Source organism: Pseudomonas sp. KSR10, from assembly GCF_022355455.1.
Lineage (GTDB): Bacteria > Pseudomonadota > Gammaproteobacteria > Pseudomonadales > Pseudomonadaceae > Stutzerimonas > Stutzerimonas stutzeri_E.
Genome location: NZ_JAKOEN010000025.1, coordinates 107,823 through 132,315 on the forward strand (window position 1 = coordinate 107,823; position 24,493 = coordinate 132,315).

The following is a 24,493-nucleotide window of genomic DNA, read 5'->3' on the forward strand; positions in this document are numbered from 1 at the left end:
CCGATGCATTCTAGCTGCGGTCCCGCCGAAAAGGTTGATCCTGCTCATGAGCCAAGCGCCCCTCGTTCTGGTGGACGGTTCGTCCTACCTCTATCGCGCCTTTCACGCCCTGCCTCCGTTGACCACCTCCACCGGCAAGCCCACCGGTGCGGTGAAGGGCGTGCTGAACATGTTGCTGGCGCTGCGCCGGCAGTATCCGAACAGCCCGTTCGCGGTGGTCTTCGATGCCAAGGGGCCGACCTTCCGTGACACCCTGTTCGCCGAATACAAGTCCCATCGCCCGCCGATGCCGGATGACCTGCGCAGTCAGGTCGAGCCGCTGCATGCCAGCGTGCGTGCGCTGGGCATGCCGCTGTTGTGCGTCGACGGCGTCGAGGCCGACGACGTGATTGGAACACTGGCGCGCCAATGTGCGGCGCTGGGACGCGACGTGATCATCTCCACCGGCGACAAGGACATGGCGCAGCTGGTCTGCCCGCACGTCACCCTGGTCAATACCATGACCGGCAGCGTCTATGACATCGAGGGTGTGAGGACCAAGTTCGGCGTCGGCCCGGAGCTGATCATCGATTTCCTCGCGCTGATGGGCGACAAGGTCGACAACATCCCGGGCGTGCCCGGCGTTGGCGAGAAGACGGCTTGCGGGCTGCTTAATGGCATAGAGGGTGGTCTGAACGGCTTGTACGCGAACCTCGACAAGGTCTGCGACCTGCCGATCCGCGGCGCCAAATCCTTGGCTGCCAAGCTCGCAGAGCATCGCGACGCGGCGTTCATGTCCTACGAACTGGCGACGATCAAGATCGACGTACCGCTGGACGTACAAGTCGCCGATCTGATGCCGGGCGAGCCGCATCGCGAGGCGCTGATCGCGCTGTACCGTGAGCTGGAATTCAAGAACTGGCTCGATGAGTTGCTGCGCGAGGCCAAGGCCGCCGGCGAGAACTGCGAGGAGCAGCCGGAGGATTGTTCGATCCAGGCCGAGGCCCGCTACAGCACCGTGCTCGATCAGGTCGAATTCGACGGCTGGCTGGCGCGTCTGCAGGCCGCCGAGTGCTTCGCCTTCGACACCGAAACCACCAGCCTCGATGCGCAGAGGGCGCAACTGGTCGGCCTCTCCTTCGCCATCGAGGCGGGTGAGGCCGCCTACGTGCCGCTTTGCCACAGCTACATGGGCGTACCGCAGCAACTCGACCGCGATGCGGTGCTCGCCGCGCTCAAGCCGCTGCTGGAAGATCCGCACAAGTTGAAGATTTGCCAGCACGGCAAGTACGACATGAATGTACTGATGCATTACGGCGTGGAGATGCGCGGCATGTGTTTCGACACCATGCTCGAATCCTACGTGCTCGATGCCACGGCCACGCGCCACGACATGGACAGCCTGGCACTGAAGTATTTGGGTCGCGGCACCATCCGTTTCGAGGACATTGCCGGCAAGGGCGCCAAGCAGCTGACCTTCGATCAGATCGCCATCGAGCAGGCGGGCCCCTATGCCGCCGAGGATGCCGACGTCACTCTGCGCTTGCATCAGAACCTGCTCGGCAAGCTGGAAGCCACGCCGTCGCTACTCAAGGTACTCAACGAGATCGAGATGCCGCTGGTGCCAGTGCTGGCGCGCATCGAGCGTAACGGTGCGCTGGTCGACGCGCAGTTGCTCGGCCAGCAAAGCGTCGAGCTGGGCGAACGCCTGGTGCAGCTCGAGCGCGAAGCCTTCGAGATCGCCGGGGAGGAATTCAATCTCGGTTCGCCCAAACAGCTCTGCGCGATCCTTTATGAAAAGCTCGGCTGCCCGGTGCTGTCGAAAACGGCCGGCGGTCAGCCGTCGACCGCTGAAAGTGTGCTGGCCGAGCTGGCCGAGCGGGACTATCCGCTGCCCAAGGTCATCATGCAGCACCGCTCCTTGAGCAAGCTCAAGGGCACCTACACCGACAAGCTGCCGCAGCAGATCAACCCGCGCACCGGCCGCATCCACACCAGCTATCACCAGGCGGTGGCGGCAACCGGGCGGCTGTCCTCATCGGACCCGAACCTGCAGAACATCCCGATCCGCACCGCCGAGGGCCGGCGCATCCGCCAGGCCTTCATCGCTGCGCCCGGCTACAAGCTGCTGGCGGCCGACTATTCGCAGATCGAGCTGCGCATCATGGCCCATCTGGCCCAGGATGCCGGCTTGTTGTATGCCTTCCAGAACGACCTGGACGTGCACCGCGCCACCGCCGCAGAAGTCTTCGGCGTCGAGCTGGAACAGGTGACCAACGATCAGCGGCGCAGTGCCAAGGCGATCAATTTCGGCCTGATCTACGGCATGAGCGCCTTCGGCCTGGCCAAACAGATCGACGTCGCCCGCGGCGAGGCGCAGGCCTATATCGACCGCTACTTTGCGCGCTATCCCGGCGTGCTCGCTTACATGGAGCGCACCCGCGCCCAGGCGGCCGAGCAAGGCTATGTCGAGACCCTGTTCGGCCGTCGGCTGTATCTGCCGGAGATCAATTCGAAGAACGGCGCCATGCGCAAGGGCGCCGAGCGCACCGCGATCAATGCGCCGATGCAGGGCACGGCCGCCGACATCATCAAGCGCGCCATGATCAGCGTCGACAGCTGGCTGCAGGAGAGTGGGCTGGATGCGCGCGTCATCTTGCAGGTACACGATGAACTGGTGCTCGAAGTGCGCGAGGACTTGGTCGAGCAGGTGCGCGCGCAGATTTGTCCGCTGATGAGTCAGGCCGCCGAGCTGGACGTGCCGTTATTGGTCGAGGCAGGTGTGGGCAACAACTGGGACGAGGCGCATTGAACAACTCGCGCACCAATGGGGCCTGGGTATGACGTACTAGAGCGGCTGACCGGTAGTCGGAATATTTTCTTCAGTCCTGGTTGAACTTCGGAAGCAAACAGCCGGTCTGAGGCTACGAAGGGTGTAAAAGCCCTTCGATGCTCCTTGTTGTGTTAAGTGTTGGCAGATCTCTGGACCTCGCCCTAGCGGTCCGGATTTGGACCTCGAACTTCCCCCTCCCCCAACGAAGTTCGAGGTTTTTTTTCGTCCCGAGAAAAGTCGCGTGGACAGGTTGAGTCGCCTGGATGCATACAGGGTTTGAAGGCGTATGCCGATCCTGTCAGGGCAGTTGCAAGCCGCCACCGGCTTTGTGCAGGCGCCGCAAGTGGTCGCCGATCTGCACCAGGTTGGCCTCCACGTTCTCCAGCTCCATGCGACGTTCTTCGCCCAACAACAAGCGGACTTCCTCGTTCAGCGTCTCGGTGAGTTGCATGAGCTGCGCCTGGCGCTGGCTGCTTTCCTGCTCCAGTCGCTGCCACTCGCTGGCCTGCGGCAGCCCGTAACCGCCGTCGAGCAGTTGTGCCGGTTGGCTCAGATAGCCGCTGTTGGCGAGGATGCCTTGCAGGGTTTCATCGGCCTTGGCGAGGCTTGTATCACCCTGCTCGCGGGCGCCCAGGTAGCGCTTCTTGAGTTCCTCCTGCGCCAGGAGCAGGTGCTGGCGCAGCGCCGCCTGTTCGACCAGCAGCAGTGCCGCGCTGGCGCGCAGATCGGCCTTCGCGATCCATGGGCGACGCTGCTCGGCACGGAGCGCCAGCCATTGCTCGACATCTTCTTGCGGCAGTCCGAGACGTTCGCGAAGCACGGCGAACATCGCCTGGTAGCGATCGCGGTAGGAGTCGAAGCGATAGCCCAGGCGTAGCGCTTCGTGCGGATCGTCGAGCACGCTGGCGTCGGCCAGGCCGCGATTGATCAGGATTTCCAAAAGCCCGCTGGGCAGGATGCTGTCCAGAGCGGTGAGTTCCGGCCGTGCGGTGCCGCTGCGCAGCAGCTTGAGGGTTTCCACCGCGCAGTTGTTGGACAGGAAGTAATAATCGCCGTCGTAGCTCCAGTGCATCTCGGCGCTGCGTTCGACCAGCCTGTCGATCTCATCGCGCTCCAGTTTGAGCGGGATCGAGGCGAGGCTGCGTAGCTCGACCTTGGTGTATTCCTCGATCACCTGACCCAGCGGAAGAACGAACAGGCGTGACGGATAGACACCCGTCAGGCCATCCCAGCTGGACAGCTGCACGTCGCCGACAAAGGCGCGGAAGGACAGCACCAGGTGATGATCCAGATCCAGTCGGCAAGCCGGCCCGCGCGGACGACCGGGGGCGCAGATGACCAGGCGCAGCATGCTGTGGCCCCAACGGCTTACCCAGGCGTCATTGGCCTCGGCGAACAGGTAGTCGACCGCGTAGACCCGCTCCGGATTGAGCTTGATCAAGGGAGCTCGCGCGAAATCATGTCCGGCGTTGAGAATCGGCAGGCCGCCGTCGCAGGCCTGCACATCGGTCGGCTGCCAGCCGAAATGCTCGCGAAAATAGCGATGCAGGGAAGGCCGTCGGCAGGCGTAGCTGGGGTCGAGCAGGAAGTACTCCAGGTTCACCGCGACGAATTCAAGCGGGTTGGTCAGCTCGTAAGCATCGGGGCTGCGCGCTATTTGGGCGTTTTTCCGCTCGCGCTCGCCGTGCCGGCCGACACGCTGGGGCCAGCCGGCGAGGTCGAGCAGACGTGGATCATCGCTGAGGGTGAAGCGGCGTTCGGTTTGCCCGCGGCAGCGGTCCGGCAACCCGACCAGGCCGAGGCTGGCGGCGCGTTGGCTGCAGAAGGCCAATTGCGCGTGGCGTTCGGACGACCAGAGCCGAGCACGATCATAGAGGTGCCCGACTTCGTGAATCAGTGTCGCCAACAGTTCTCTGCGAACGGTGCCGTGGGGGCGGTCGGTACGTTGTGTGGCGGCGGAACCATCGGTCAGGGAGGGCAGCAGGCGTCGGTTGAGCAGTAGCAGATCGCCTCCCGCGCTGCCATATACCTGGTGCGTCAGGCCGTCGTGCCAACGCACACGCACCTCACGATCAAGCCGTTCGACCAACCTCGGCGGCAGCGCCGCCGTGGCTTCGTCGAGTAATTGCTGGCTGGCTGCGCGTTCGGCCGGCTGCAGCTCGTTGTCGTCGAGGGTCAGGTGCAGATCGGCGTGACACAGGTTGGTTAGCGCCATGAGCGCAACATAGGCCAGCCAGGCGCGAACTGGTTTCACTGCGAGAGAATGAGTTCAGCCAGGGCCTGATCGCTGGCTTGCCGGGCTTCCGGAAATGCACTGCGCAGCCCACCGAAAGCAGCTTCCAGGCGTGCACCACGAATTTCACCTGCACTGGCGACGAAGCCGGCGGCTTCGTCACGGGCTTCGCTGACGACTTTCATATCGCTGATGCGACTGGTGACATCCGAGGTGAAGTTGATGCTGCGGTCCAGCGCATTGATCACGATGTTGCTGGTGGCGACCAGCGTTTGGGCCTGGACGCCACTGGCGAGTAGGGTCAGTGCGAGGGACGCGGCGAACAGCTTCAATTTCATGTAGGTTCTCGTGAAAGCGGGTGGCTATTGGATGAGGATTGCTTCGGCCAGTTCCAGATCGCTTGCTGCAAGCTGCGGCTGTTGCCGGTGGAGCCAACGCAATGCCGCTTCCAGCCGCGCGCCGCGGACCTCACCCTGGCTGGCGACGAAGCGGGCCGCGTCATCGCGCGAGTCGAGGATCAGCTTGTTATCGAATGGGGCGCTGGTTACCTGGCTGGCAACGTAGCTGAAGGCGACGGTGCCGGCGATAGTGCTGTCGAATGCCTGCGCAGTCCCGCAGAAGGCGCAGCTGGCCAATACAAGATAGAACGAACGCATGTTGATCCCGGTGCCGAAAAACAGCCGCATAGGCTAGCGAAACGCCAGCCTGACGGCCAGCGCTGCGGCCCGGGTTTAATGGGGTGGGTCAGAGCGCCAGGATAGCGTTGGCCAGTTCCAGATCGCTGGCACTCAGGCCTGGCGCCTGGCTGCGGATATGGCCCAGCGCGGCCTCGAGCTGGGCTCCACGCGCTTTGCCATCGCTGGCAACGAAGCGGGCCGCATCGTCGCGGGCGTCGAGCACCAGCTTGTCGTCACCCAGGTTTGAGGTGAAGTCGGAGGTGCCTTCGACGCTATTGACCAACGAGGCACCGATGGCATCGACCGTCCCCGTGATACTTCCGGCCGAGGCGGTTCCCGCAACCAGGCAAGCAGCGGCGGCGACGGACAATAGATACTTGTTCATAGACTTCTCCAGGCTAGACGCGGCTTCCCGCCGATAGCGGCTTGGACCGCCGACGGGTGGTGCCGTTCAGCTTAGGTTGCAGGATCTTGCCTGGGAAGTGCGATGTCAGCGCCAAAATGGTTTTTCCAGCTCGGCCATGCGCTCACTGCGGCTGATGCCGATGTCCGACAACTGGTGCTCATCCAGCGCGGCCAGCTGACGTCGGGTGCGGGCCCGTCGATGCCACAGGTGCAGCAATTCAACCAGTCGACGCAGCGATAGCGAGCCAGTACCGAGCCTGAGCGTGCGGGGCAGTACGCGTTCCATCTGCCTTCTCCTTCCCGCCGATTCGCGGGGGTGGGGTATGGGTAGATAGGGTCGCGTGCTGCGCTGTTACGTAACAGTCACAGGGACTGTGAATTGTGCCGGTTCAGTTGTCAGGGGTGATCAACTGTACCGCTGTTTCGCCGACGAAACTGTTTGGCCCGACTCAGCGCTGGGCGGACGAGGCGCTAAGCATTTCGATCGGACGAACCTCGAAATCGCGGCTAAGGAAATCCATACGCTGCTCACGGAAGTTGCGCATATGCGGCAGCGCATTGTGCGCCGCCAGATGCTCAGGCGACTGCCAGACCTCGAAGAAAATGAACAGGGTCGGGTCCTGCGCGTCGCGCAGCATGTGGTACTCGACGCAGCCGTCCTCGGCCCGGCTTGCGGCAACGTAGCGGTTGAACAGCGCTTCGAATTCGGCCGATTTTTCCGGTCGGGTGTAGGCGTGAAGGATAAAGGCGCAACGTTCGCTCATGGGGCTTGCTCCGCTGATGGGTGTAAACAGCCTAAGGCATTAACGGGTCGCTGATTCGTGACTTTCAGTCAACACGCTTTTGCTTGCAGCGCTCTGTTTTGCCGCGCGGGCGGTCGTTAGGCTGCCCGCCATTCTCATTTGCTGGATACGACCCATGAAAAAAGTCCTGCTTCTCAACGGTGCCAAACAGTTCGCCCATTCCGATGGTCGCTACAACGGTACCTTGCATGAGACTGCGCTGAGCTTTCTCGATCGGGCCGGCTTCGATGTGCAGCAGACTCATATCGATGCGGGCTACGACCTGGCCGAGGAAGTCGCCAAGTTTCTCTGGGCGGACGTGATCATCTACCAGATGCCCGGATGGTGGATGGGCGCACCCTGGACGGTGAAGAAATACCTTGACGAGGTCTTCACCGAGGGCCACGGCAGCCTTTACGCCAACGACGGGCGCACGCGTTCCGATGCCTCGCAGAAGTACGGCAGCGGCGGGCTGTTGCAGGGCAAGCAGTACATGATTTCGGCGACCTGGAACGCGCCGCAGCAGGCCTTCGACGATCCGACGGACTTCTTCGAAGGCAAGGGGGTGGATGCCGTCTACTTCCCCTTCCACAAGGCCAACGAATTTCTCGGCATGACAGGCCTGCCGACCTTCCTCTGTGTGGATGTCATGAAGCGACCCTCGATCGAGGCCGACATCCAGCGTTACGAAGCGCACCTGGCGCGGGTATTCGGCGGTTGATCGGGCAAGAAAAAGCCCCTCGCGGCCGGGCCGGGAGGGGCTTTGGTGTAGCGGTGTCGCTTATTCCACGGCCTTGACCATGTCCTCGACGACCTTCTTGGCATCGCCGAAGACCATCATGGTCTTGTCCATGTAGAACAGTTCGTTGTCGAGGCCCGCATAACCGCTGGCCATGGAGCGCTTGTTAACGATGACCGTCTTGGCCTTGTAAGCCTCGAGGATCGGCATCCCGGCGATGGGCGACTTCGGATCGTTCTTCGCCGCAGGATTGACCACGTCATTGGCGCCCAGCACCAGCACCACGTCGGCCTGGCCGAACTCGGAGTTGATGTCTTCCATCTCGAAGACCATCTCGTATGGTACTTCGGCTTCGGCCAGCAGCACGTTCATGTGGCCCGGCATACGACCGGCGACGGGGTGGATCGCGTACTTCACGGTCACACCCATGTGGGTCAGCTTCTCGGCCAGCTCCATCAGCGCGTGTTGCGCGCGAGCTACTGCCAGGCCGTAACCAGGGACGATGATCACGGTGTCGGCGTTCGACAGCAGGAAGGCGGCATCATCGCTGGAACCGGATTTGACCGGGCGCTGTTCCTTGCTGCCAGCCGCCGGGCCGGCATCCGCGTCGCCACCGAAGCCGCCGAGGATGACGTTGAAGAAGGAGCGGTTCATCGCCTTGCACATGATGTACGAGAGGATCGCGCCGCTCGAACCCACCAGGGAACCGGCGATGATCAGCATCGAGTTGTTCAGCGAGAAGCCGATACCCGCTGCCGCCCAGCCCGAGTAGCTGTTGAGCATCGACACCACCACCGGCATGTCGGCGCCGCCGATGGGGATGATGATCAGCACGCCGATGACGAAGGCCAGCGCCACCAGAATCATGAACGCGGTGAAGTTGCCGCTGAAGGTGTAGATCAGGCCGAGCACCAGAATCGCCACGCCCACGGCGAGGTTGATCTTGTGCTGGTTGGGGAACACCACCGGCGCGCCTTGGAACAGCCGGAATTTGTACTTGCCCGACAGCTTGCCGAAGGCGATCACCGAACCGGAGAAGGTGATGGCGCCGATGGCTGCGCCGAGGAACAGCTCCAGGCGGTTACCGGCCGGGATCGGATAGCCGATGGCCTGGACGATACCCAGCGATTGCGGTTCGAGCACCGCAGCGATGGCGATGAATACCGCGGCCAGACCGATCATGCTGTGCATGAAGGCAACCAGCTCGGGCATCTTGGTCATCTCGACGCGCTTGGCCATCAGTGTACCGATGCTGCCGCCGATCAGCAGGCCGAGGACGATAAAGCCCAGACCGCTCCAGGGGCTGGCGCTTTCGACCAGCTGCGCGCCGAGTTTGAACACCAGGAACACCGTGGTGACCACGGCGATGCCCATGCCGATCATGCCGAACAGGTTGCCGCGGCGTGAGGTGGTCGGGTGCGACAGGCCTTTCAAGGCCTGGATGAAGCTCACCGAGGCGATGAGGTAGAGCAGGGTGATCAGGTTCATGCTCATGGCTTGGACTCCGCCTTAGCGCCAGCGCGCTCCTTCTTCTTGAACATTTCCAGCATGCGACGGGTGACCAGGAAGCCACCGAAGACGTTGACCGCGGCCAGGGTCACCGCCAGGGTGCCCATCAGCTTGCCCATCGGCGTGACGGTCAGGGCGGCGGCGAGCATGGCGCCAACGATGACGATCGCCGAAATGGCGTTGGTGACCGCCATCAGCGGGGTATGCAGCGCGGGGGTGACGTTCCAGACCACGTGGTAGCCGACGTAAATCGCCAGCACGAAGATGATCAGGTTGTAGATGCCATCAGATATCAGGTCCATTCTTTAGGGCTCCCTTAACCGTTGGTGCGCACGACCTGGCCGTCGCGGCACATCAGGCACGCGGCGACGATGTCGTCTTCAAGATTGAGCTGGAACTTGGCTTCGCCATCGATTACCAGCTTGAGGAAGTCCAGCAGGTTGCGTGCGTATAGCGCCGATGCATCCGCCGGCACGAGGGTCGCCAGGTTGGTGTAGCCAACCAGGGTCACGCCGTGCTTGACCACCACCTGATCGGCTTCGGTCAATGGACAGTTGCCGCCCTGAGAGGCGGCGAGGTCGATTACCACCGAGCCGGGCTTCATCTGCTGCACGGTTTCTTCCTGCAACAGCGTCGGCGCCTTGCGGCCCGGGATCAGCGCGGTGGTGATGATGATGTCGGCCTGCTTGGCACGCTCGTGCACGGCTTGAGCCTGACGTGTCATCCAGGACGCGGGCATTGGACGGGCATAGCCGCCAACGCCTTCGGCGCATTCGCGCTCTTCGTCTGTCTCGAACGGCACGTCGACGAACTTGGCGCCGAGCGATTCGATCTGCTCTTTCACCGCCGGGCGTACGTCCGAGGCTTCGATCACCGCGCCCAGGCGCTTGGCCGTGGCGATGGCCTGCAGACCGGCCACACCGGCACCAAGGATCAACACCCGTGCGGCCTTCACCGTACCAGCAGCGGTCATCAGCATCGGCATGAAGCGCGGATACTGGTTGGCGGCGACCATTACGGCCTTGTAACCGGCGATGTTGGCCTGCGATGAAAGCACGTCGAGGCTCTGTGCACGCGAGGTGCGCGGCGCCGCTTCCAGAGCGAAGGCGGTGATGCCGCGTGCGGCCATGCGCGCGATGTTTTCATTGTCGAAGGGATTGAGCATGCCGACCAGAACCGTACTCGGCTGCATCTGCGCCAGTTCGGTTTCGCTCGGTGCGTTCACCTTCAGCAGGATCTCTGCTGCGAACGCCGCAGCGGCATCGGCGATGGTAGCGCCTGCCGCCTCGAAGGCACTGTCCGGGATGCTGGCCTGTACGCCAGCCCCGCTCTGCACCGTCACCCGATGCCCTTGCCCGATCAGCTTCTTGATGGTTTCCGGTGTCGCGGCGACGCGCGTCTCACCGGGCCTGGTTTCGAGAGGAACACCAATGTGCATTGTTCTTGTTCTCCTGCTTGATCGTTACCTGCGGGCTGTCCGGTCATCCGGCTGTTCGCACCGCGGGTGGTACTTTTCGCCCGGCCACTACGGGTGGCGGCCGGGTGTGGATCGGCTAACGGGCCCCTGCACTGCTGGTCGGGCCTGTTGCGGCGCGGCATTCTGCAATCGCCGCAAAAATCAAACAACTGTTTTAATCGGAACGCCAATGCGCCGCTTCGTTCACGACGTGACCGTTAGGTTGCTTTGTACCGCTGCAGGCAGCGTCCGTATTGGATTCGACCTTCGTATAAGGTTCCATGGCGAATATGCACGGCGCAATCATGAATGACCGCCCATAGATGCGGTATTCGCCCGCAGCCTTGGCTATATTCGACCTTGGTGCCGGTTTGCCGAGGGGCCTGTAATGCGCTGATGAAAAACTGTCAGAGGTTTGCAATGTCATGCATTCCTTGTAGTCCAAAGCGGTTGGTCGCGCTGGCTTCAGCGCGACCTGCTCATAGCTTTTTCCGAGGATCGATACTGCATGGCCGAACTGGACGTGAACGAGATGACCGCGCTGCTGGAGGAGCCGGTCCAGCGGCGCCTGCCATTTGCCTTCGCCCGGCGCCATGGTGTGATCTTGCTGGATCGCCCCGAAGGCTTGCGCCTGTGTGCACGTGAAGGCGCCCCGTTGACCGCCTTGCAGGAAGCGCAGCGCATCGCGGGTGGCCCGCTGGCCATGCAGTGGTTGGCGCAGGATGAATTCGAGCAGGCCTTGAGCGCGGCCTACCAGCACGACTCCTCGGCGGCGATGCTGATGGTCGAGGGCCTGGGTGACGAGATGGACCTGCACAGCCTGGCCGATCAGATCCAGGAAACCGAAGACTTGCTGGAGCAGGAGGACGATGCGCCGATCATCCGCCTGATCAACGCCATTCTCGGCGAAGCGATCAAGGAAAACGCCTCGGACATCCATGTCGAGACCTTCGAGAAGCGTCTGGTGATCCGCTTCCGCATCGACGGCATTCTTCGCGAAGTGGTGCAACCCAAGCGCGAGTTGGCGGCGCTGCTGGTCTCACGGATCAAGGTCATGGCGCGGCTGGATATCGCCGAGAAGCGCATCCCTCAGGACGGCCGGATTTCCCTGCGGGTCGGAGGCCGCGAAGTCGATATCCGTGTCTCGACGTTGCCTTCGGCCAATGGTGAACGGGTGGTATTACGTCTGCTCGACAAGCAGGCAGGGCGCCTCACGTTGCGCCATCTGGGCATGAGCGATCGCGACCGTAAAGTGATGGAGCAGGCCGTGCAGAAGCCGCACGGCATCATTCTCGTCACCGGCCCGACCGGCTCGGGCAAGACCACCACGCTTTACGCCAGCCTGGTCACGCTCAACGACCGCTCGCGCAACATCCTCACCGTCGAGGACCCGATCGAATACAACCTCGAAGGCATCGGCCAGACCCAGGTCAACACCAAGGTCGACATGACCTTCGCCCGCGGGTTGCGCGCGATTTTGCGCCAGGATCCGGATGTGGTGATGGTCGGTGAGATCCGCGACCAGGAGACCGCTGACATGGCTGTGCAGGCGTCGCTGACCGGCCACCTGGTACTGTCGACGCTGCACACCAACAGCGCCATCGGTGCGGTGACACGCCTGGTGGACATGGGCGTGGAACCCTTCCTGATTTCCTCGTCGCTGCTCGGCGTGCTGGCCCAACGCCTCGTGCGCGTGCTGTGTAATGACTGCAAACGCGCCTACGTCGCCGACGAGGCCGAATGTGCACTGTTCGGCCTCGATCCGAGCGAGGCGCCGACGCTCTATCACGCTGAGGGTTGCGACGTCTGCCGGCAGCTGGGCTACCGTGGGCGGACCGGCATCTACGAACTGGTGATGTTCGACGACGCCCTGCGCAGCATGATCCACACCCGCGCACCCGAGCAGGACATGCTCCGCCACGCCCGCCGACTGGGCCCAAGTATTCGCGAGGACGGCTTGCGCAAGGTGCGCGAAGGCGTGACCACCATCGAAGAAGTGCTGCGCGTCACGCGAGAGGAGTAACGGATGAGCTGTACCGCTACAGGGACCGTTAGGGCCATGCAGGCCTGCAGACTCGGCGGAGGCCGTGGCTGATGGCGGCGTTCGAATATGTCGCACTCGACCCGCGCGGCCGCGAGCAGAAGGGCCTGATCGAGGCGGACAGCGCGCGGCAGGCTCGGCAGCTGTTGCGCGAGAAGCAATGGTCGCCGTTGGAGGTCAAACAGGCCAAGGCCAAGGAAGACACCACTGGCGGTGGCTTCGGCTTTGGGCGTGGGCTTTCGGCTCGTGATCTGGCGTTGGTGACCCGCCAGCTCGCCACGCTGGTCCAAGCCGCGCTGCCGATCGAGGAGGCCCTGCGCGCCACGGCGGCGCAGTCGACCTCGCAGAAGATCAAATCGATGCTGCTGGCGGTGCGCGCCCGAGTAATGGAGGGTCACAGTCTGGCGGGCTCGCTGCGCGAATATCCTTCGGCCTTTCCCGAGCTGTACCGAGCCACTGTTGCGGCGGGCGAGCATGCTGGACATCTGGGTCTGGTGCTCGATCAGCTGGCCGACTACACCGACCAGCGCCAGCAGTCGCGACAGAAGATCCAGCTGGCGCTGCTGTATCCGGTGATTCTGCTGGTGGCTTCGCTGGCCATCGTGGTGCTGCTGCTGGGCTATGTGGTGCCGGACGTGGTGAAGGTCTTCGTCAATACCGGACAGCAGCTGCCGGCGTTGACGACCGGGCTGATCGCCGTGAGCGAAGTGGTGCAACGCTGGGGTTGGCTGATGCTCATCGGAATCGTCGCGGGAGGCCTGGCGATGCGGCAGGCGCTGCGTGATGAAAAGATCAAGCGGCGCTGGCATGCTTTCATCTTGCGCATTCCATTGGTGGGGCGTCTGGCGCGGGCGACCAATACGGCGCGCTTCGCCTCGACCCTGGCGATTCTCACCCGCAGCGGCGTACCGCTGGTGGACGCGCTGGGCATCGCCGCGGCGGTGATCGCCAACCTGCGCATCCGTGACAAGGTCATCGAGGCGGCGCAGCGGGTGCGTGAAGGTGGCAACCTGACCCGCGCGCTGGATGCCACCGGCGAGTTCCCGCCGATGATGCTGCACATGATCGCCAGCGGCGAGAAATCCGGCGAGCTCGATCAGATGCTCGCCCGCACCGCGCGCAATCAGGAAAACGACCTGGCCGCGCAGATCTCGTTGCTGGTCGGTCTTTTCGAGCCCTTCATGCTGGTGTTCATGGGGGCTGTGGTATTGGTGATCGTTCTGGCGATCCTGCTGCCGATTCTTTCTCTCAATCAACTGGTGGGCTAGTGAGCATGACGTTGAACGACCGCAGACAGAGGGGCTTCACCCTCATTGAAATCATGGTGGTGGTGGTGATCCTCGGGATTCTCGCCGCACTGGTGGTGCCGCAGGTGATGAATCGCCCGGACCAGGCCAAGGTGACCGTGGCCAAAGGCGATATCAAGGCGATCAGCGCCGCCCTCGACATGTACAAGCTGGATAACTATTCCTATCCCAGCACCCAGCAAGGGCTGGACGCGCTGGTGGAAAAGCCCGGTGGCAATCCACAGCCGAAGAATTGGAATCGCGACGGCTACCTCAAGCGCGTGCCCAAGGACCCTTGGGGCAATGAATACCAATACCTGTCGCCGGGCACCCATGGCCAATTCGATCTGTACTCCTACGGCGCCGATGGCAAACAGGGCGGTTCTGAGCTGAACGCGGACATCGGTAGCTGGGATCTCTGATCGATGCGCCGGGCGCGCCGGAGCGGCGGCTTTACGCTGATCGAGCTGCTGGTGGTGATCGTCATCCTCGGCAGTCTGGTGGGCTTGGCGGTGCTGTCGATCGGCAACACCGGCTCTTCCCGTGAGGTCCGCGACGAAGCGCAGCGACTGGCGACGCTGATCGGTCTGATGGCCGACGAGGCCGTGCTCGACAGCCGTGAGTACGGCCTGTTGATCAGCCATGACGGCTACCGGGTCATGCATTACGACGAGGCTGAAGCACGTTGGCGTGATGCCGGAGATGACAAGGCGCACAAGGCCCCGGAGTGGATACGGCTGGAGCTGGAGCTCGATGGCGCACCCCTGAAGCTGGTGGCACCGGTCAAGCGCGAGGACGACCCTATCGGCCTGTCCAAGGAGGGTGACCGCGAGCGCCGCCGTGCGCCTCGCGTGCAGCCTCAACTGTTGATCCTGTCCAGCGGCGAGCTTTCGCCCTTTACCCTGACCTTTTCCGATCAGCGACCGGACGGCACCGGCTGGGTCGTCTCCAGCGATGGCTTTCGTATGCCGCGTGCCGAACCGCAGGACGCGCGCCGATGAGTCGCACACTGCTGCGCTCGCGCGGCTTCACCTTGCTGGAAGTAATGGTGGCGCTGGCGATCTTCGCCATCGTCGCCGCGGTGGTGCTGACCGCCGCCGGACGCAGCGTGAACAATGCCGGGCGGCTGGAGGCGCTGACGCTGGCTGGCTGGATAGCCGACAACCGTCTCACCGAGCTGCAACTGCAACAGCCGGCGCCGAGCATCGGTCGCGAGGACCAACAATTGGAATTCGGCGGCCGCCAATGGCAGGTGCTCAGTGAGGTGGAAACCAGCGGAACGCCAGGCCTTTTGCGCATCCGCGTCTGGGTGGCGGCCGCTGAGCCACGCCGCAGCAATTCGGCGTCGATCGAACAGCGCGCCGTCACCAGCCTGACCGGTTTCGTCGGGGTCGAGCCATGACCAGCCGAGCGCGGAGGCGCCTAAGCGTGGCGGGTTTTACCTTGTTGGAATTGCTGATCGCCATCGCCCTGTTCGCGCTGCTGGGCCTGGCGACCTACCGCATGCTCGAAGCCGTATTGCGCAGCGACGAGGTGGTGCGCGCCCAGGAAACCGAACTGCGTGAGCTCGGTCGGGCGATGTGGCGGCTCGAGCAGGATCTGGTTCAGGCCGTGCCGCGTCCCGTGCGCGACGGTTACGGCGATGAGCAGAACGCCTTGGTCGGTCAGCTGTCGAGCTCCGAAGGCGGCGCTTCCCTGGAGTTGACCCGTAGCGGCTGGCGTAACCCCACCGGGATGCGTCGATCCAATCTGCAGCGGGTGCGCTGGCACCTCGCCGGTGACAGCCTGGAACGGCTCTACTGGATCGTGCTCGACCGCGATCTGGATAGCGCGCCACGGGTGCAGCGAGTGCTCGATGATGTGACCGAGCTGCGCCTGCGTTATCTGGACGCGGAAGGCGCCTGGCACGATGAATGGCCGCCGTTCGAATTCGGTCGTGGTGACCCGGAGGAGCAGGCCCGGCGCTTGCCTGTGGCCGTCGAGGTGTCCTTCGATCATCAGCGCTACGGCACCATTACCCGCTTGCTGCGCCTGCCCGATGGCCCGGCGCCAGCGCCTCAGTTCATCCAGCCGGACTCCCAAGGAGTGCCCGAACCGGAAGCCGAGGATGAGCTGCAATGAAGACCCAGCGCGGCGTTGCCTTGATCACCGTGCTGTTGGTGGTGGCCATCGTCACCGTGGTCTGCGCCGGCATGATCGCTCGCCAGCAGCTGTCGATCCGTGGCACCGCCAACCAGGCGCAGGCGCGCCAGGCCTGGCATTACGCCCTTGGCGGAGAAGCCTTGGCGCGGTCAATCCTGCGCCGCGATTCGCAGACATCGGGCAACGGCACCGAACGACCCGCCATCGATCATCTGCTCGAGCCTTGGGCCTTGCCGCAGCCGGCCTATGACCTCGACGAAGGCCAGGGTCAGGTTCAGGTCCGCATCGAAGATCTGACGGGGCGCTTCAATCTCAACAGTCTGGTGCGCGAACAGCAGCCCAATGCCGCGGCGCTGGCGCAGTTCCGTCGGCTGCTGCTGCGCCTGCAGATCAGCGAGCCCTACGCCGAGCGCCTGCTCGATTGGCTGGACAGCGATCAGCAGCCCAGTGGCGAGTTGGGCGCCGAAGACAATGCCTATCTGCTGCTCGATCCGCCCTACCGCACCGCGGGACGGCGTCTCGAAGATATCTCCGAGCTGCGCTTGCTGCTCGACATGCGCGATGAGGACTTCCAGCGCTTGGCGCCCTATGTCAGCGCACTGCCGGCGGATACCCCGTTGAACGTCAACACGGCCAGCGCCATGGTGCTGTCGAGCCTTGCCGACAGCCTCAGCCCGAGCGCCGCCGAAGCGCTGGTGCAGGCGCGTCAAGCCGGTGGCTTTCGCGATGTCGCGAGCTTCATGGCGCAACCGGCGCTTGGCGGTGTCAAATTGGAAAGCACCAGCGTCGCGGTGACGAGCCAGTTCTTTCAGGCCACCAGCGAGGTGCGTCTGGCTGACCGCCGGTTGGCATTGGTGAGCCGGCTGCGACGTGAGGACGACGGCGAAATCCGTGTCCTCCAGCGAAATCTGGGGCAACCGCCACGGCTGCTCCGTCCAACTAACAATGGAGAACGATAGCCGATGGACTGCCTGTTTCTGCCTGCCGATTGCGGCCCCCGGCTTGACGCGGACGCTCAAGTCTACTGGCTGCCGGGCGAGGGCGAAGGTGGCTGGATGCCGTTGGCCAGCTGTGCCGAGCAGGCACCGGTCGCGGTGACGCTGGTGCTGCCGGCCGAGGTCTGCAGCGCCTTCGCAGTCAACCTGCCGACGCGTAAGGCGCGCTGGATCAACCAGGCTCTGGCCTATGCCGTCGAAGAGCTGCTGGCCGAGAACGTCGATGATCTGCATCTGACCCACGGCGATGCGCTGGAAGACGGCCGGCGGCGGGTCATCGCGATCCGTCGACAGCTGCTGGCCGATTGGCTGGAGGATTTGCAGGCGCTGGGGCTGACAGTCGTTGCCATTCACGTCGATGCCGACCTTCTGCCCCGTGACGGCACCCAGCTGCTGTTCATCGATGGGCGCGCGCTGCTGGGAGGCGTTCCGGAAGCTCGGCTCGCCTTCGATAGCAGTCAGTGGTCGCACTTGGTCGCGCAGTGTCCGATACCTCGTCATGGCCATGGCACCTTCAACGAGCCGCCCGAATCGCTCGATGATTACCAGCAATTGGACGATCCCTATCGCTTCCTTGCATCGGGACGCGCTGGCGCGCTGAACCTGGCTCAGGGTGACTTCGCCGTGCAGGCCGCCGGCAGCGGGCTGGGGCAGTGGAAGCCAGTGCTGCTGGTGCTCGCGTTGGTGCTGGCGGTGCAACTGATCTTCAATCTGGTCCAGGCCTGGACATTGGAACGGCAGGCGGAGCGTTACGCCGAAGCCAGCCGCGCGCTGTACAGCGAGCTGTTTCCGGAGGACCGGCGCATCGTCAACCTGCGTGCGCAGTTCGACGAACACATCGGCCAGAGCGCTGGTACCTCAACGGGCTTCATGCGCTTGCTGGACGAAGTGGCGCAGGCGATGGCCGAAGGCTTTCCGGTGACGATCAGTCAGCTGGACTACAACCAGGCCCGCGGCGACCTTGCCCTGCAGGTTCGCGCCAGCGACTTCGCGGCGCTGGAACAGCTGCGTCAGCGCCTGGGTGAGACCGGCGAAAGCGTGCAGCTGGGCTCGGCCAGCCGTGACGGCGACGCCGTCAGCGCGCGAGTGGTGATTGGAGGCCGAGGATGAACCTGAAACAACAGATGCGCGTGCGCCTGGCCGAATCCCCGCTGTGGATACGCTGGCAGCGACTGCAGCCCCGCGAGCGCCTGTCGCTGACCCTGCTCGGGGCATTCCTGGCGGTGGTGCTGTTCTATCTGCTGCTCTGGCAACCGGCGCAGCAGCGCGTGCGTGACGCCCAGGCGTACTTTCAGCAGACACGCGAGTTGCACGCCTACCTGGAACAGAACACCGAACTGGCCCGGCAGATGTCTCGCAGCAAACCGGTTTCGCTGGCACCCGAACAGTTGCAGGGGTTAGTGACGCAGAGCGCGCAGCAAAGCGGTCTGACCCTCGAAAGCTTCGATATCGGCAATGACGGCAGCTTGCAGGTGACCTTGCCCGGAGCGTCCTATGGCACCTTGTTGCGCTGGTTCGATGAGTTGCAGGCGGCGGGTGCGAGCCTCGCCGAGGTCAGCATCAGTCAGGTCGGCGAGGGGTTGGTGGATGCGCGGGTGAGTTTCCGCGCGGGCGGCTAGATTGTCGTGCAGTGCTCGGTCGGTTCCGTAGGCACCGCCCAGCCTTCAGTGTGGCGACTGGACCTGCGTCGCCAAGGCACGTAACGCGGCTTCGGCCTCGAGCACCTTGTTTACCACGTCGTTGGCTTTCTCGCGGCTCAGTCCGAGGTGATCGAACAGTGTCTGCGGGATTTCGCTGTAAGGGCCGGAGCCGATGCCACGATTGCGCAGCAGATGTACCGCGAGGCAGACCAGATTGGCGTGACTGGCATGCTCGCCCTGATAGTTGGGGTCATGCTGGAAGCGCAACGCCGTGGAGAGCTCGTCCGGCATGCCCCAGTAGCGCATCAGCCAGGCGCCGATCTGTTCACGAGTGATGCCCAGCAAGTGCTGCTCGATCACGCTGTGGCTGAGATGCGGATTGACCTCCAGGTGCCGGCAGATCAGCGAGAAGTGAGGTGGAAAGACGTGTGCGAGCACCAGATAGCCGAAATTATGTAGCAGACCGGCCAGGTAGCTGATCCCCGCCTCCGGGCGCTGGGTGCGTGGAATGGCCCGATTCAAGCCCTCGATCACCGCCGCGGTGTAGATCGACTGCTGCCAGTACGGCGTTGCCTGTTGCGGTTGATCATTGGGCAGGCTCAGGGTTTTACCCAGCGCCAGACCCAGCGCCAGGTTGATCACCAGATCGAAACCGAGCACCCGCACGATGGCATCCTCCACCGAGCGAATCTTGCCCGGGGCCGCGTAGTACGGCGAAGCGGCCCAGCTGACCACCTGCGCGGCCAGCGCCGGATCGGTCTCGACCACACCGGTGATGTCATCCACCGTGGCGTCCGGGTCGACGCGCAACTTAATGATTTTCTGCGCCGTCTGTGCCAACGGTGGAATCTCGATGGTTTCTTCCAGACGCTTCTGAATCCGTCGTGCGGTAAAGCTCTGCACGGCTTGGCTAATTTCGGCGCGGTCCTCTTCGGGACGGTCGAGGTTGGGCTTGATCTGGCTCAGCGGCGCCGCGAACCGGCCAGCGCTGGCCTTGCTGAGCAGCGTCTTGAAGTCATTGCTGGACAGGGCCAGGAGCAGACCCGGCTGGCCGGATTCGACCAGCAGCTCCGGTTGCTGTAGCAGCCGTTCTTCATATAGGCATGGCGAACTGGTCAGCGGCGGCAGGCCGGGCAGTACCTTCAGGTCGTGCTTGGCCAGCATGCGCATGAGTCGATCGGGCTTGACGGCCACCAGCTGACGTCCGGTCAATTCAACCAGGGAGGGCAGATCGAGTAGATGATCGCGGGGGTACAGTACCAACAGCGCACCGATGGCGTCGTCGACCAGAACCGCCTGTACGCGACGGGCGGGGTCCAGATCCGAGTGGTCCTCGCAGATGCGATAAGGCAGTGCCAGCTTGTCCAACAGCTGGACAATCATTGGCGCGAGCGTGATTTCTTTTGTTGTGTCGACAGCCGAGTTCATGAGCAAGTGATCCGTCTTATTCCCATGCGGCGCAGTATAGCCTCATGATTAGTGCGGTTTGGATTTACCGACGAGCGTCAGACCTGGCCATATTGCTGGCCATGGCGCAGCCAGCGCTCCAGCAAGGGACTGACATGCTGGGGCCAGTGTGCCAGTAAGGCCTGGGCTGCGTCGCGTACGGCGGGCAGCAGATCGGCATCGCGCATCAGATCGGCGACCTTGAACTGCAGCAGACCGGTCTGCCGCGTGCCGAGCATTTCCCCGGGGCCGCGCAGTTCCAGATCCTTTTCCGCGATGATGAAGCCATCGCAGGTTTCACGCATGATTCCCAGCCGTTCGCGACCGATCTGCGAAAGTGGCGGGGGATAGAGCAGTACGCAATGGCTGGCGGCACTACCACGACCGACCCGGCCGCGCAGCTGATGTAGCTGCGCGAGCCCGAGGCGTTCGGGGTTCTCGATGATCATCAGGCTGGCGTTGGGCACGTCGACACCCACCTCGATCACCGTGGTCGCCACCAGCAGCTGCAGCCGCCCTTCCTTGAATTCAGCCATCACCGCGGCTTTCTCGGCCGGCTTCATGCGGCCGTGGATCAGCCCGACGTTGAGCCCGCCGAGCGCTGCCGAGAGATCTTCGAAGGTGGTTTCCGCGGCCTGGCAGGTCAACTCTTCGGACTCCTCGATCAGGGTGCAGACCCAGTAGGCCTGACGGCCTTCGTTGCAAGCCGAGCGCACGCGCTCGATGACTTCCAGGCGGCGGCTATCGGCCACCAGCACGGTGTTCACCGGGGTGCGACCGGGCGGCAATTCGTCGAGGATCGAGGTGTCCAGATCGGCGTAGGCGCTCATCGCCAGCGTCCGCGGGATCGGCGTGGCCGTCATGATCAGCTGGTGCGGGCAGAGCCGGCCGTCGACGCCCTTGCGCCGCAGCGCCAGCCGCTGTTGCACGCCGAAGCGGTGCTGTTCGTCGATGATCACCAGGGCGAGACGCTTGAACTGCACTTCGTCCTGGAACAGCGCGTGGGTGCCGACCACCATCGGGCAGCCCGTGGCAATGCGATCCAGCGCCGCGGTGCGCGCCTTGCCCTTGAGCTTGCCGGCCAGCCAGGCGACCTCGATTCCCAGTGGTTCGAGCCATTTGCAAAAGGTGATGAAATGCTGCTCGGCGAGAATCTCGGTCGGCGCCATCAGCGCCACCTGATAGCCGGCCTCCAGTGCCTGTAGGGCAGCCAATGCGGCGACTACCGTCTTGCCGGCGCCGACATCGCCCTGTACCAGGCGCAGCATCGGTTCGTCCTGGGCGAGGTCATAGGCGATTTCGGCACCCACGCGTTGTTGGGCGCCGGTGGGCTGGAAACCGAGGTTTCGCAGGTAACGCTTAGGCAGCTCAAGCGCCACTGGCAGTGGCGGTGCGTGCTGGGCGCGGCTGCTTTCACGCAGACGCTGCATCGAAAGCTGATGGGTCAGCAGTTCTTCGAAGGCCAGGCGATGCTGGGCCCAGTGACGGCCCTCGGCGAGTTCTTCGAGATCGGCGTCCGGCGGCGGCCGGTGCAGGTAGCGGATGGCTTCGTCCAGGGGCGCCAGCCGATAGTCACGCGCGAGTTCGTCTGGCAGCCAGTCGGGCAGGCTGTGCGGGCCGAGCCGCGCCAGTGCTTGCTGCGTGAGCTGACGGAGACGCTGCTGGGTCAGGCCCTCGGTGGTCGGATAGATGGGTGTAAGCGTCTGCTCCACAGCGACCGCTTCGCTGTCGCTGAGCGCGCGATATTCCGGGTGATAGATTTCCAGGCCCGAGGCGCCGGGACGGGCTTCGCCGTAACAGCGCAGCTGGGTGCCGCGTTTGAGACCTTCCTTCTGAGCCTGGCTGAAATGATAGAAGCGCAGGCTGAGGCTGCCGCTGCCGTCATGCAGGCGCACCAGCAGGCTGCGCCGCCGACCCATGACTACATCGGCACCGGTGACCGTGCCTTCGACCACCGCATCCTGGCCGGGCCGCAACGCACCGATCGGGACGATACGGGTGCGGTCCTGGTAACGCAGCGGCAGGTGGAACAGCAGATCCTGCAAGGTTTCCAGACCGACCTTGGCGAGCTTTTCGGCCAATGCCGCGCCGACGCCCTTGAGTGCGGTGACCGGGACGGCCGCGAGCTCGCTCATGGGTCAGGCGTTCGCGGCCGGCGGCTTGGCGACCGAGCACAGGCGAATGGAGTCGGCCAGTACCTCGATGGCCTTCGGCCGCGGGAAGCTGGCGCGCCAGGCAATCGCCACGGTACGGAACGGCACCGGCGCTGTCATCGGACGGATGTCCAGCACGCCGGGGGAGTAGTGATGGCTGTCGACCGCCGACAACGGCAGGATCGACACGCCGAGGCCGGAGGCGACCATGTGACGGATGGTTTCCAGCGACGAGGACTCCACGGTGGTATGGCTCGGCGCCTCGCCCTTGCGGGCGGTCGGGCAGGCTTCGAGCACCTGATCGCGGAAGCAGTGGCCTTCGCCGAGTAGCAGCAGACTCTTGTCGTTGAGCATCTCGGCGTCGATGGTTTCCTTCTTCGACCATGGGTGGTTGGCCGGCATCAGCACGTAGAAGGGCTCGTCATACAGCGGCAGCGTCAGCACGTCGGCTTCCTGGAATGGCAACGCGATGATGATCGCGTCCAGCTCGCCAGTGCGCAGCTTGTCGCGCAGGATGTGGGTGAAGTTTTCTTCGATGTACAGCGGCATGTCCGGCGCCACGCGATGCAGCTGCGGGATCAGATGCGGGAACATGTAAGGACCGACGGTGTAGATAGCGCCGACCTTGAGCGGCGCCGCCAGCTGATTCTTGCCGGCCTGGGCCAGCTCGCGGATGCTCTGTGCCTGCTCGAGTACCTTCTGCGCCTGAGTGACGATGCCTTCACCGACCGGGGTCAGCCGCACCGCGCTCTTGGTCCGCTCGAAGATCAGCACGCCGAGCTCGTCCTCGAGCTTCTTGACCCCCACCGAAAGCGTGGGCTGGCTGACATGGCACCGTTCGGCGGCGCGGCCAAAATGCTGTTCCTGGGCAAGCGTGACGATGTAGCGCAGTTCGGTCAGTGTCATAGCGAGTTTCCATCAGAGTGCTGGCTAGCATAGCCTTTGCTCGGGTTCGAACCAACTATGCCCGACCCGTTCATCGTTGGCTGATCAGCGGCAAATTTCATGTGGCAGCGGTACACTTCTGCAAGGCGGGCCGATCAAGTGGTCCGCAACGGTTACGGAGCAACCGCCATGGCTATTCGTCCTTCTGTAATGATCGCCGGCTGCGGCGATGTCGGTATCCGCCTCGGATTGCAGCTGAGCCGAGCGGGCTGGACGGTCTATGGCCTGCGCCGCCAGGCAGCCGGCCTGCCGGTGCCGATCCTGCCGGTCAAGGGCGATCTGTCGGCCAGCGCGGTACCGCGCAGCTGGCCCAACGGTACGCTGGACTATCTGGTGTACGCCGCATCGGCCAGCCAGCATGACGAGGCGGGATACCGGGCCGCCTATGTCGACGGCTTGCGTAATGTGCTCGGCTGGCTGCAGCAGCGCGGCCAGCGACCCAAACGGCTGTTCTTTGTCTCCAGCACCGGCGTCTATGCCCAGAGCAGCGGTGAATGGATCGATGAAACCTCTCCCACCGAGCCCGCCGGTTATACCGGCCAGGTCATGCTCGAAGCCGAGCGGCTGGCACTGGATTGTGGCATTCCGGCGACCCGAGTGCGCATGGCCGGGCTTTACGATCCCGCTCGTCCCTGGATGCAGAATCAGGTCCGTGCCGGGCTGCGGGTCGACCGCGAGCCACCGCAGTACAGCAACCGCGTGCACCGTGACGACGCCGCGGCGCTGCTGGCCTGCCTGCTGCAGACCGATCTGAACGGCGGCGACCTGGAAGATTGCTATCTTGGGGTCGATGATGATCCGGCGCCGCTGCACGAAGTCATCGACTGGCTGCGCGAGCGACTCGGGGTCACCCATTGGGCCGAGCAGGCGATGACGCGTCGCGCCGGTAGCAAGCGTTGCAGCAATGCTCGTGCCCGCGCGTTGGGCTGGGTGCCGCAATATTCGAGCTATCGCAACGGCTACGCTTCCATCCGGCCCGGCAAAAACTGATCCACACGGCTGCAGCCGCTACAGCGGCTCGCGCCGCCTACGCACCCCGTCGAGCCGACCCTTTCGCGCGCCGAGCACAAGCGTGCGAAGCGTCGCGTGACGACAGTCCGTCGGTGACTACGCCGTCACGGCCATATTCCGGCAACTCTGCCGCAGCCGCGCTTACTAAAAATCTGATAGCACGCGCGCCGTAGCCTGCCGCATGGCAGCAATCGGGACAGGAGCAGCTGCCGCCCAAGCGG

Annotated in this window: 24 protein-coding genes; 12 read left to right on the top strand and 12 right to left on the bottom strand. The window is 63.8% G+C overall.

Going from position 1 to position 24,493, the window contains the following annotated elements; translation table 11 throughout:
* Positions 1 to 46: 46 nt before the first annotated feature.
* Positions 47 to 2,791, top strand: a complete 2,745-nt coding sequence (polA, locus tag MCB86_RS22525; protein ID WP_239612212.1) for a DNA polymerase I — start codon at positions 47 to 49, stop codon at positions 2,789 to 2,791.
* A 319-nt stretch (positions 2,792 to 3,110) separates the two neighbouring features.
* Here polA and MCB86_RS22530 read toward each other — a convergent pair whose 3' ends face one another.
* From MCB86_RS22530 to MCB86_RS22555, 6 genes are all read right to left on the bottom strand, one after another.
* Positions 3,111 to 5,027: a DUF4105 domain-containing protein gene (locus MCB86_RS22530; protein WP_239612213.1), complete on the bottom strand. Its 1,917-nt coding sequence runs from the start codon at positions 5,025 to 5,027 to the stop codon at positions 3,111 to 3,113.
* Between the two features lie 35 nt (positions 5,028 to 5,062).
* Complete coding sequence (locus MCB86_RS22535) at positions 5,063 to 5,383, bottom strand: DUF2388 domain-containing protein (protein ID WP_239612214.1); 321 nt, start codon at positions 5,381 to 5,383, stop codon at positions 5,063 to 5,065.
* Positions 5,384 to 5,407: 24 nt separating this feature from the next.
* Entirely contained in the window at positions 5,408 to 5,701 is a 294-nt protein-coding gene (locus MCB86_RS22540; protein WP_045160120.1) for a DUF2388 domain-containing protein, read from the bottom strand.
* 88 nt (positions 5,702 to 5,789) lie between these two features.
* The gene (locus MCB86_RS22545) at positions 5,790 to 6,107 is read right to left on the bottom strand and encodes a DUF2388 domain-containing protein (protein ID WP_239612215.1); all 318 of its coding nucleotides are present in this window, start codon (positions 6,105 to 6,107) and stop codon (positions 5,790 to 5,792) included.
* Positions 6,108 to 6,212: 105 nt separating this feature from the next.
* Positions 6,213 to 6,413, bottom strand: a complete 201-nt coding sequence (locus MCB86_RS22550; protein WP_045160087.1) for a DUF1127 domain-containing protein — start codon at positions 6,411 to 6,413, stop codon at positions 6,213 to 6,215.
* Between the two features lie 163 nt (positions 6,414 to 6,576).
* On the bottom strand, positions 6,577 to 6,891 hold the full coding sequence (locus MCB86_RS22555) for a putative quinol monooxygenase (protein WP_045160088.1): 315 nt from the start codon (positions 6,889 to 6,891) through the stop codon (positions 6,577 to 6,579).
* Positions 6,892 to 7,045: 154 nt separating this feature from the next.
* On the opposite strand from MCB86_RS22555, the gene MCB86_RS22560 reads away from it, so the two are divergent.
* Positions 7,046 to 7,630 (top strand): NAD(P)H-dependent oxidoreductase, encoded by a 585-nt coding sequence (locus MCB86_RS22560; RefSeq protein ID WP_239612216.1) that lies wholly within the window; start codon positions 7,046 to 7,048, stop codon positions 7,628 to 7,630.
* Positions 7,631 to 7,690: 60 nt separating this feature from the next.
* Here MCB86_RS22560 and MCB86_RS22565 read toward each other — a convergent pair whose 3' ends face one another.
* Genes MCB86_RS22565 through MCB86_RS22575 form a run of 3 tightly spaced genes read right to left on the bottom strand, consistent with a single transcriptional unit; the run spans position 7,691 to position 10,595 of the window.
* A complete protein-coding gene (locus MCB86_RS22565) occupies positions 7,691 to 9,142 on the bottom strand; it encodes an NAD(P)(+) transhydrogenase (Re/Si-specific) subunit beta (RefSeq protein ID WP_239612217.1) in 1,452 nt (483 codons plus the stop codon).
* Positions 9,139 to 9,459, bottom strand: a complete 321-nt coding sequence (locus MCB86_RS22570; protein WP_014851051.1) for an NAD(P) transhydrogenase subunit alpha — start codon at positions 9,457 to 9,459, stop codon at positions 9,139 to 9,141. The genes MCB86_RS22565 and MCB86_RS22570 overlap by 4 nt, the downstream gene beginning before the upstream one ends.
* Before the next feature lie 14 nt (positions 9,460 to 9,473).
* A complete protein-coding gene (locus MCB86_RS22575) occupies positions 9,474 to 10,595 on the bottom strand; it encodes a Re/Si-specific NAD(P)(+) transhydrogenase subunit alpha (protein WP_045160092.1) in 1,122 nt (373 codons plus the stop codon).
* Positions 10,596 to 11,145: 550 nt separating this feature from the next.
* On the opposite strand from MCB86_RS22575, the gene gspE reads away from it, so the two are divergent.
* The 9 genes from gspE (at position 11,146) to MCB86_RS22620 (ending at position 18,696) form a co-directional block, all read left to right on the top strand.
* Positions 11,146 to 12,636 (top strand): type II secretion system ATPase GspE, encoded by a 1,491-nt coding sequence (gspE, locus tag MCB86_RS22580; protein WP_272867633.1) that lies wholly within the window; start codon positions 11,146 to 11,148, stop codon positions 12,634 to 12,636.
* A gap of 71 nt (positions 12,637 to 12,707) precedes the next feature.
* Positions 12,708 to 13,922 carry a GspF family T2SS innner membrane protein variant XcpS gene (gene xcpS / locus MCB86_RS22585; RefSeq protein ID WP_239612218.1) on the top strand — a complete coding sequence of 405 codons (1,215 nt, stop codon included), beginning with the start codon at positions 12,708 to 12,710 and terminating at the stop codon, positions 13,920 to 13,922.
* A 5-nt stretch (positions 13,923 to 13,927) separates the two neighbouring features.
* Positions 13,928 to 14,362 carry a type II secretion system major pseudopilin GspG gene (gene gspG / locus MCB86_RS22590; RefSeq protein ID WP_045160121.1) on the top strand — a complete coding sequence of 145 codons (435 nt, stop codon included), beginning with the start codon at positions 13,928 to 13,930 and terminating at the stop codon, positions 14,360 to 14,362.
* 3 nt (positions 14,363 to 14,365) lie between these two features.
* A complete protein-coding gene (gspH, locus tag MCB86_RS22595) occupies positions 14,366 to 14,941 on the top strand; it encodes a type II secretion system minor pseudopilin GspH (RefSeq protein WP_239612219.1) in 576 nt (191 codons plus the stop codon).
* Positions 14,938 to 15,342 (top strand): type II secretion system minor pseudopilin GspI, encoded by a 405-nt coding sequence (gene gspI, locus MCB86_RS22600; protein ID WP_275589600.1) that lies wholly within the window; start codon positions 14,938 to 14,940, stop codon positions 15,340 to 15,342. The genes gspH and gspI overlap by 4 nt, the downstream gene beginning before the upstream one ends.
* A complete protein-coding gene (gene gspJ / locus MCB86_RS22605) occupies positions 15,339 to 16,061 on the top strand; it encodes a type II secretion system minor pseudopilin GspJ (protein WP_239612220.1) in 723 nt (240 codons plus the stop codon). Before gspI ends, gspJ begins: the two co-directional genes overlap by 4 nt.
* Positions 16,058 to 17,041: a type II secretion system minor pseudopilin GspK gene (gspK, locus tag MCB86_RS22610; RefSeq protein WP_045160099.1), complete on the top strand. Its 984-nt coding sequence runs from the start codon at positions 16,058 to 16,060 to the stop codon at positions 17,039 to 17,041. Before gspJ ends, gspK begins: the two co-directional genes overlap by 4 nt.
* Before the next feature lie 3 nt (positions 17,042 to 17,044).
* Positions 17,045 to 18,187, top strand: a complete 1,143-nt coding sequence (gene gspL, locus MCB86_RS22615; protein WP_239612221.1) for a type II secretion system protein GspL — start codon at positions 17,045 to 17,047, stop codon at positions 18,185 to 18,187.
* Entirely contained in the window at positions 18,184 to 18,696 is a 513-nt protein-coding gene (locus MCB86_RS22620; protein ID WP_045160101.1) for a type II secretion system protein M, read from the top strand. The genes gspL and MCB86_RS22620 overlap by 4 nt, the downstream gene beginning before the upstream one ends.
* A gap of 45 nt (positions 18,697 to 18,741) precedes the next feature.
* Here MCB86_RS22620 and MCB86_RS22625 read toward each other — a convergent pair whose 3' ends face one another.
* The 3 genes from MCB86_RS22625 to MCB86_RS22635 form a co-directional block, all read right to left on the bottom strand.
* Positions 18,742 to 20,145 carry an aminoacyl-tRNA deacylase and HDOD domain-containing protein gene (locus tag MCB86_RS22625; protein WP_045160102.1) on the bottom strand — a complete coding sequence of 468 codons (1,404 nt, stop codon included), beginning with the start codon at positions 20,143 to 20,145 and terminating at the stop codon, positions 18,742 to 18,744.
* Between the two features lie 77 nt (positions 20,146 to 20,222).
* The gene (recG, locus tag MCB86_RS22630) at positions 20,223 to 22,298 is read right to left on the bottom strand and encodes an ATP-dependent DNA helicase RecG (RefSeq protein WP_239612222.1); all 2,076 of its coding nucleotides are present in this window, start codon (positions 22,296 to 22,298) and stop codon (positions 20,223 to 20,225) included.
* A 3-nt stretch (positions 22,299 to 22,301) separates the two neighbouring features.
* On the bottom strand, positions 22,302 to 23,222 hold the full coding sequence (locus MCB86_RS22635) for a hydrogen peroxide-inducible genes activator (protein ID WP_045160104.1): 921 nt from the start codon (positions 23,220 to 23,222) through the stop codon (positions 22,302 to 22,304).
* Between the two features lie 168 nt (positions 23,223 to 23,390).
* Here MCB86_RS22635 and MCB86_RS22640 point away from each other — a divergent pair, with 168 nt between their 5' ends.
* Positions 23,391 to 24,251 carry an oxidoreductase gene (locus MCB86_RS22640; RefSeq protein ID WP_045160105.1) on the top strand — a complete coding sequence of 287 codons (861 nt, stop codon included), beginning with the start codon at positions 23,391 to 23,393 and terminating at the stop codon, positions 24,249 to 24,251.
* The last annotated feature ends 242 nt before the right edge of the window (positions 24,252 to 24,493 follow it).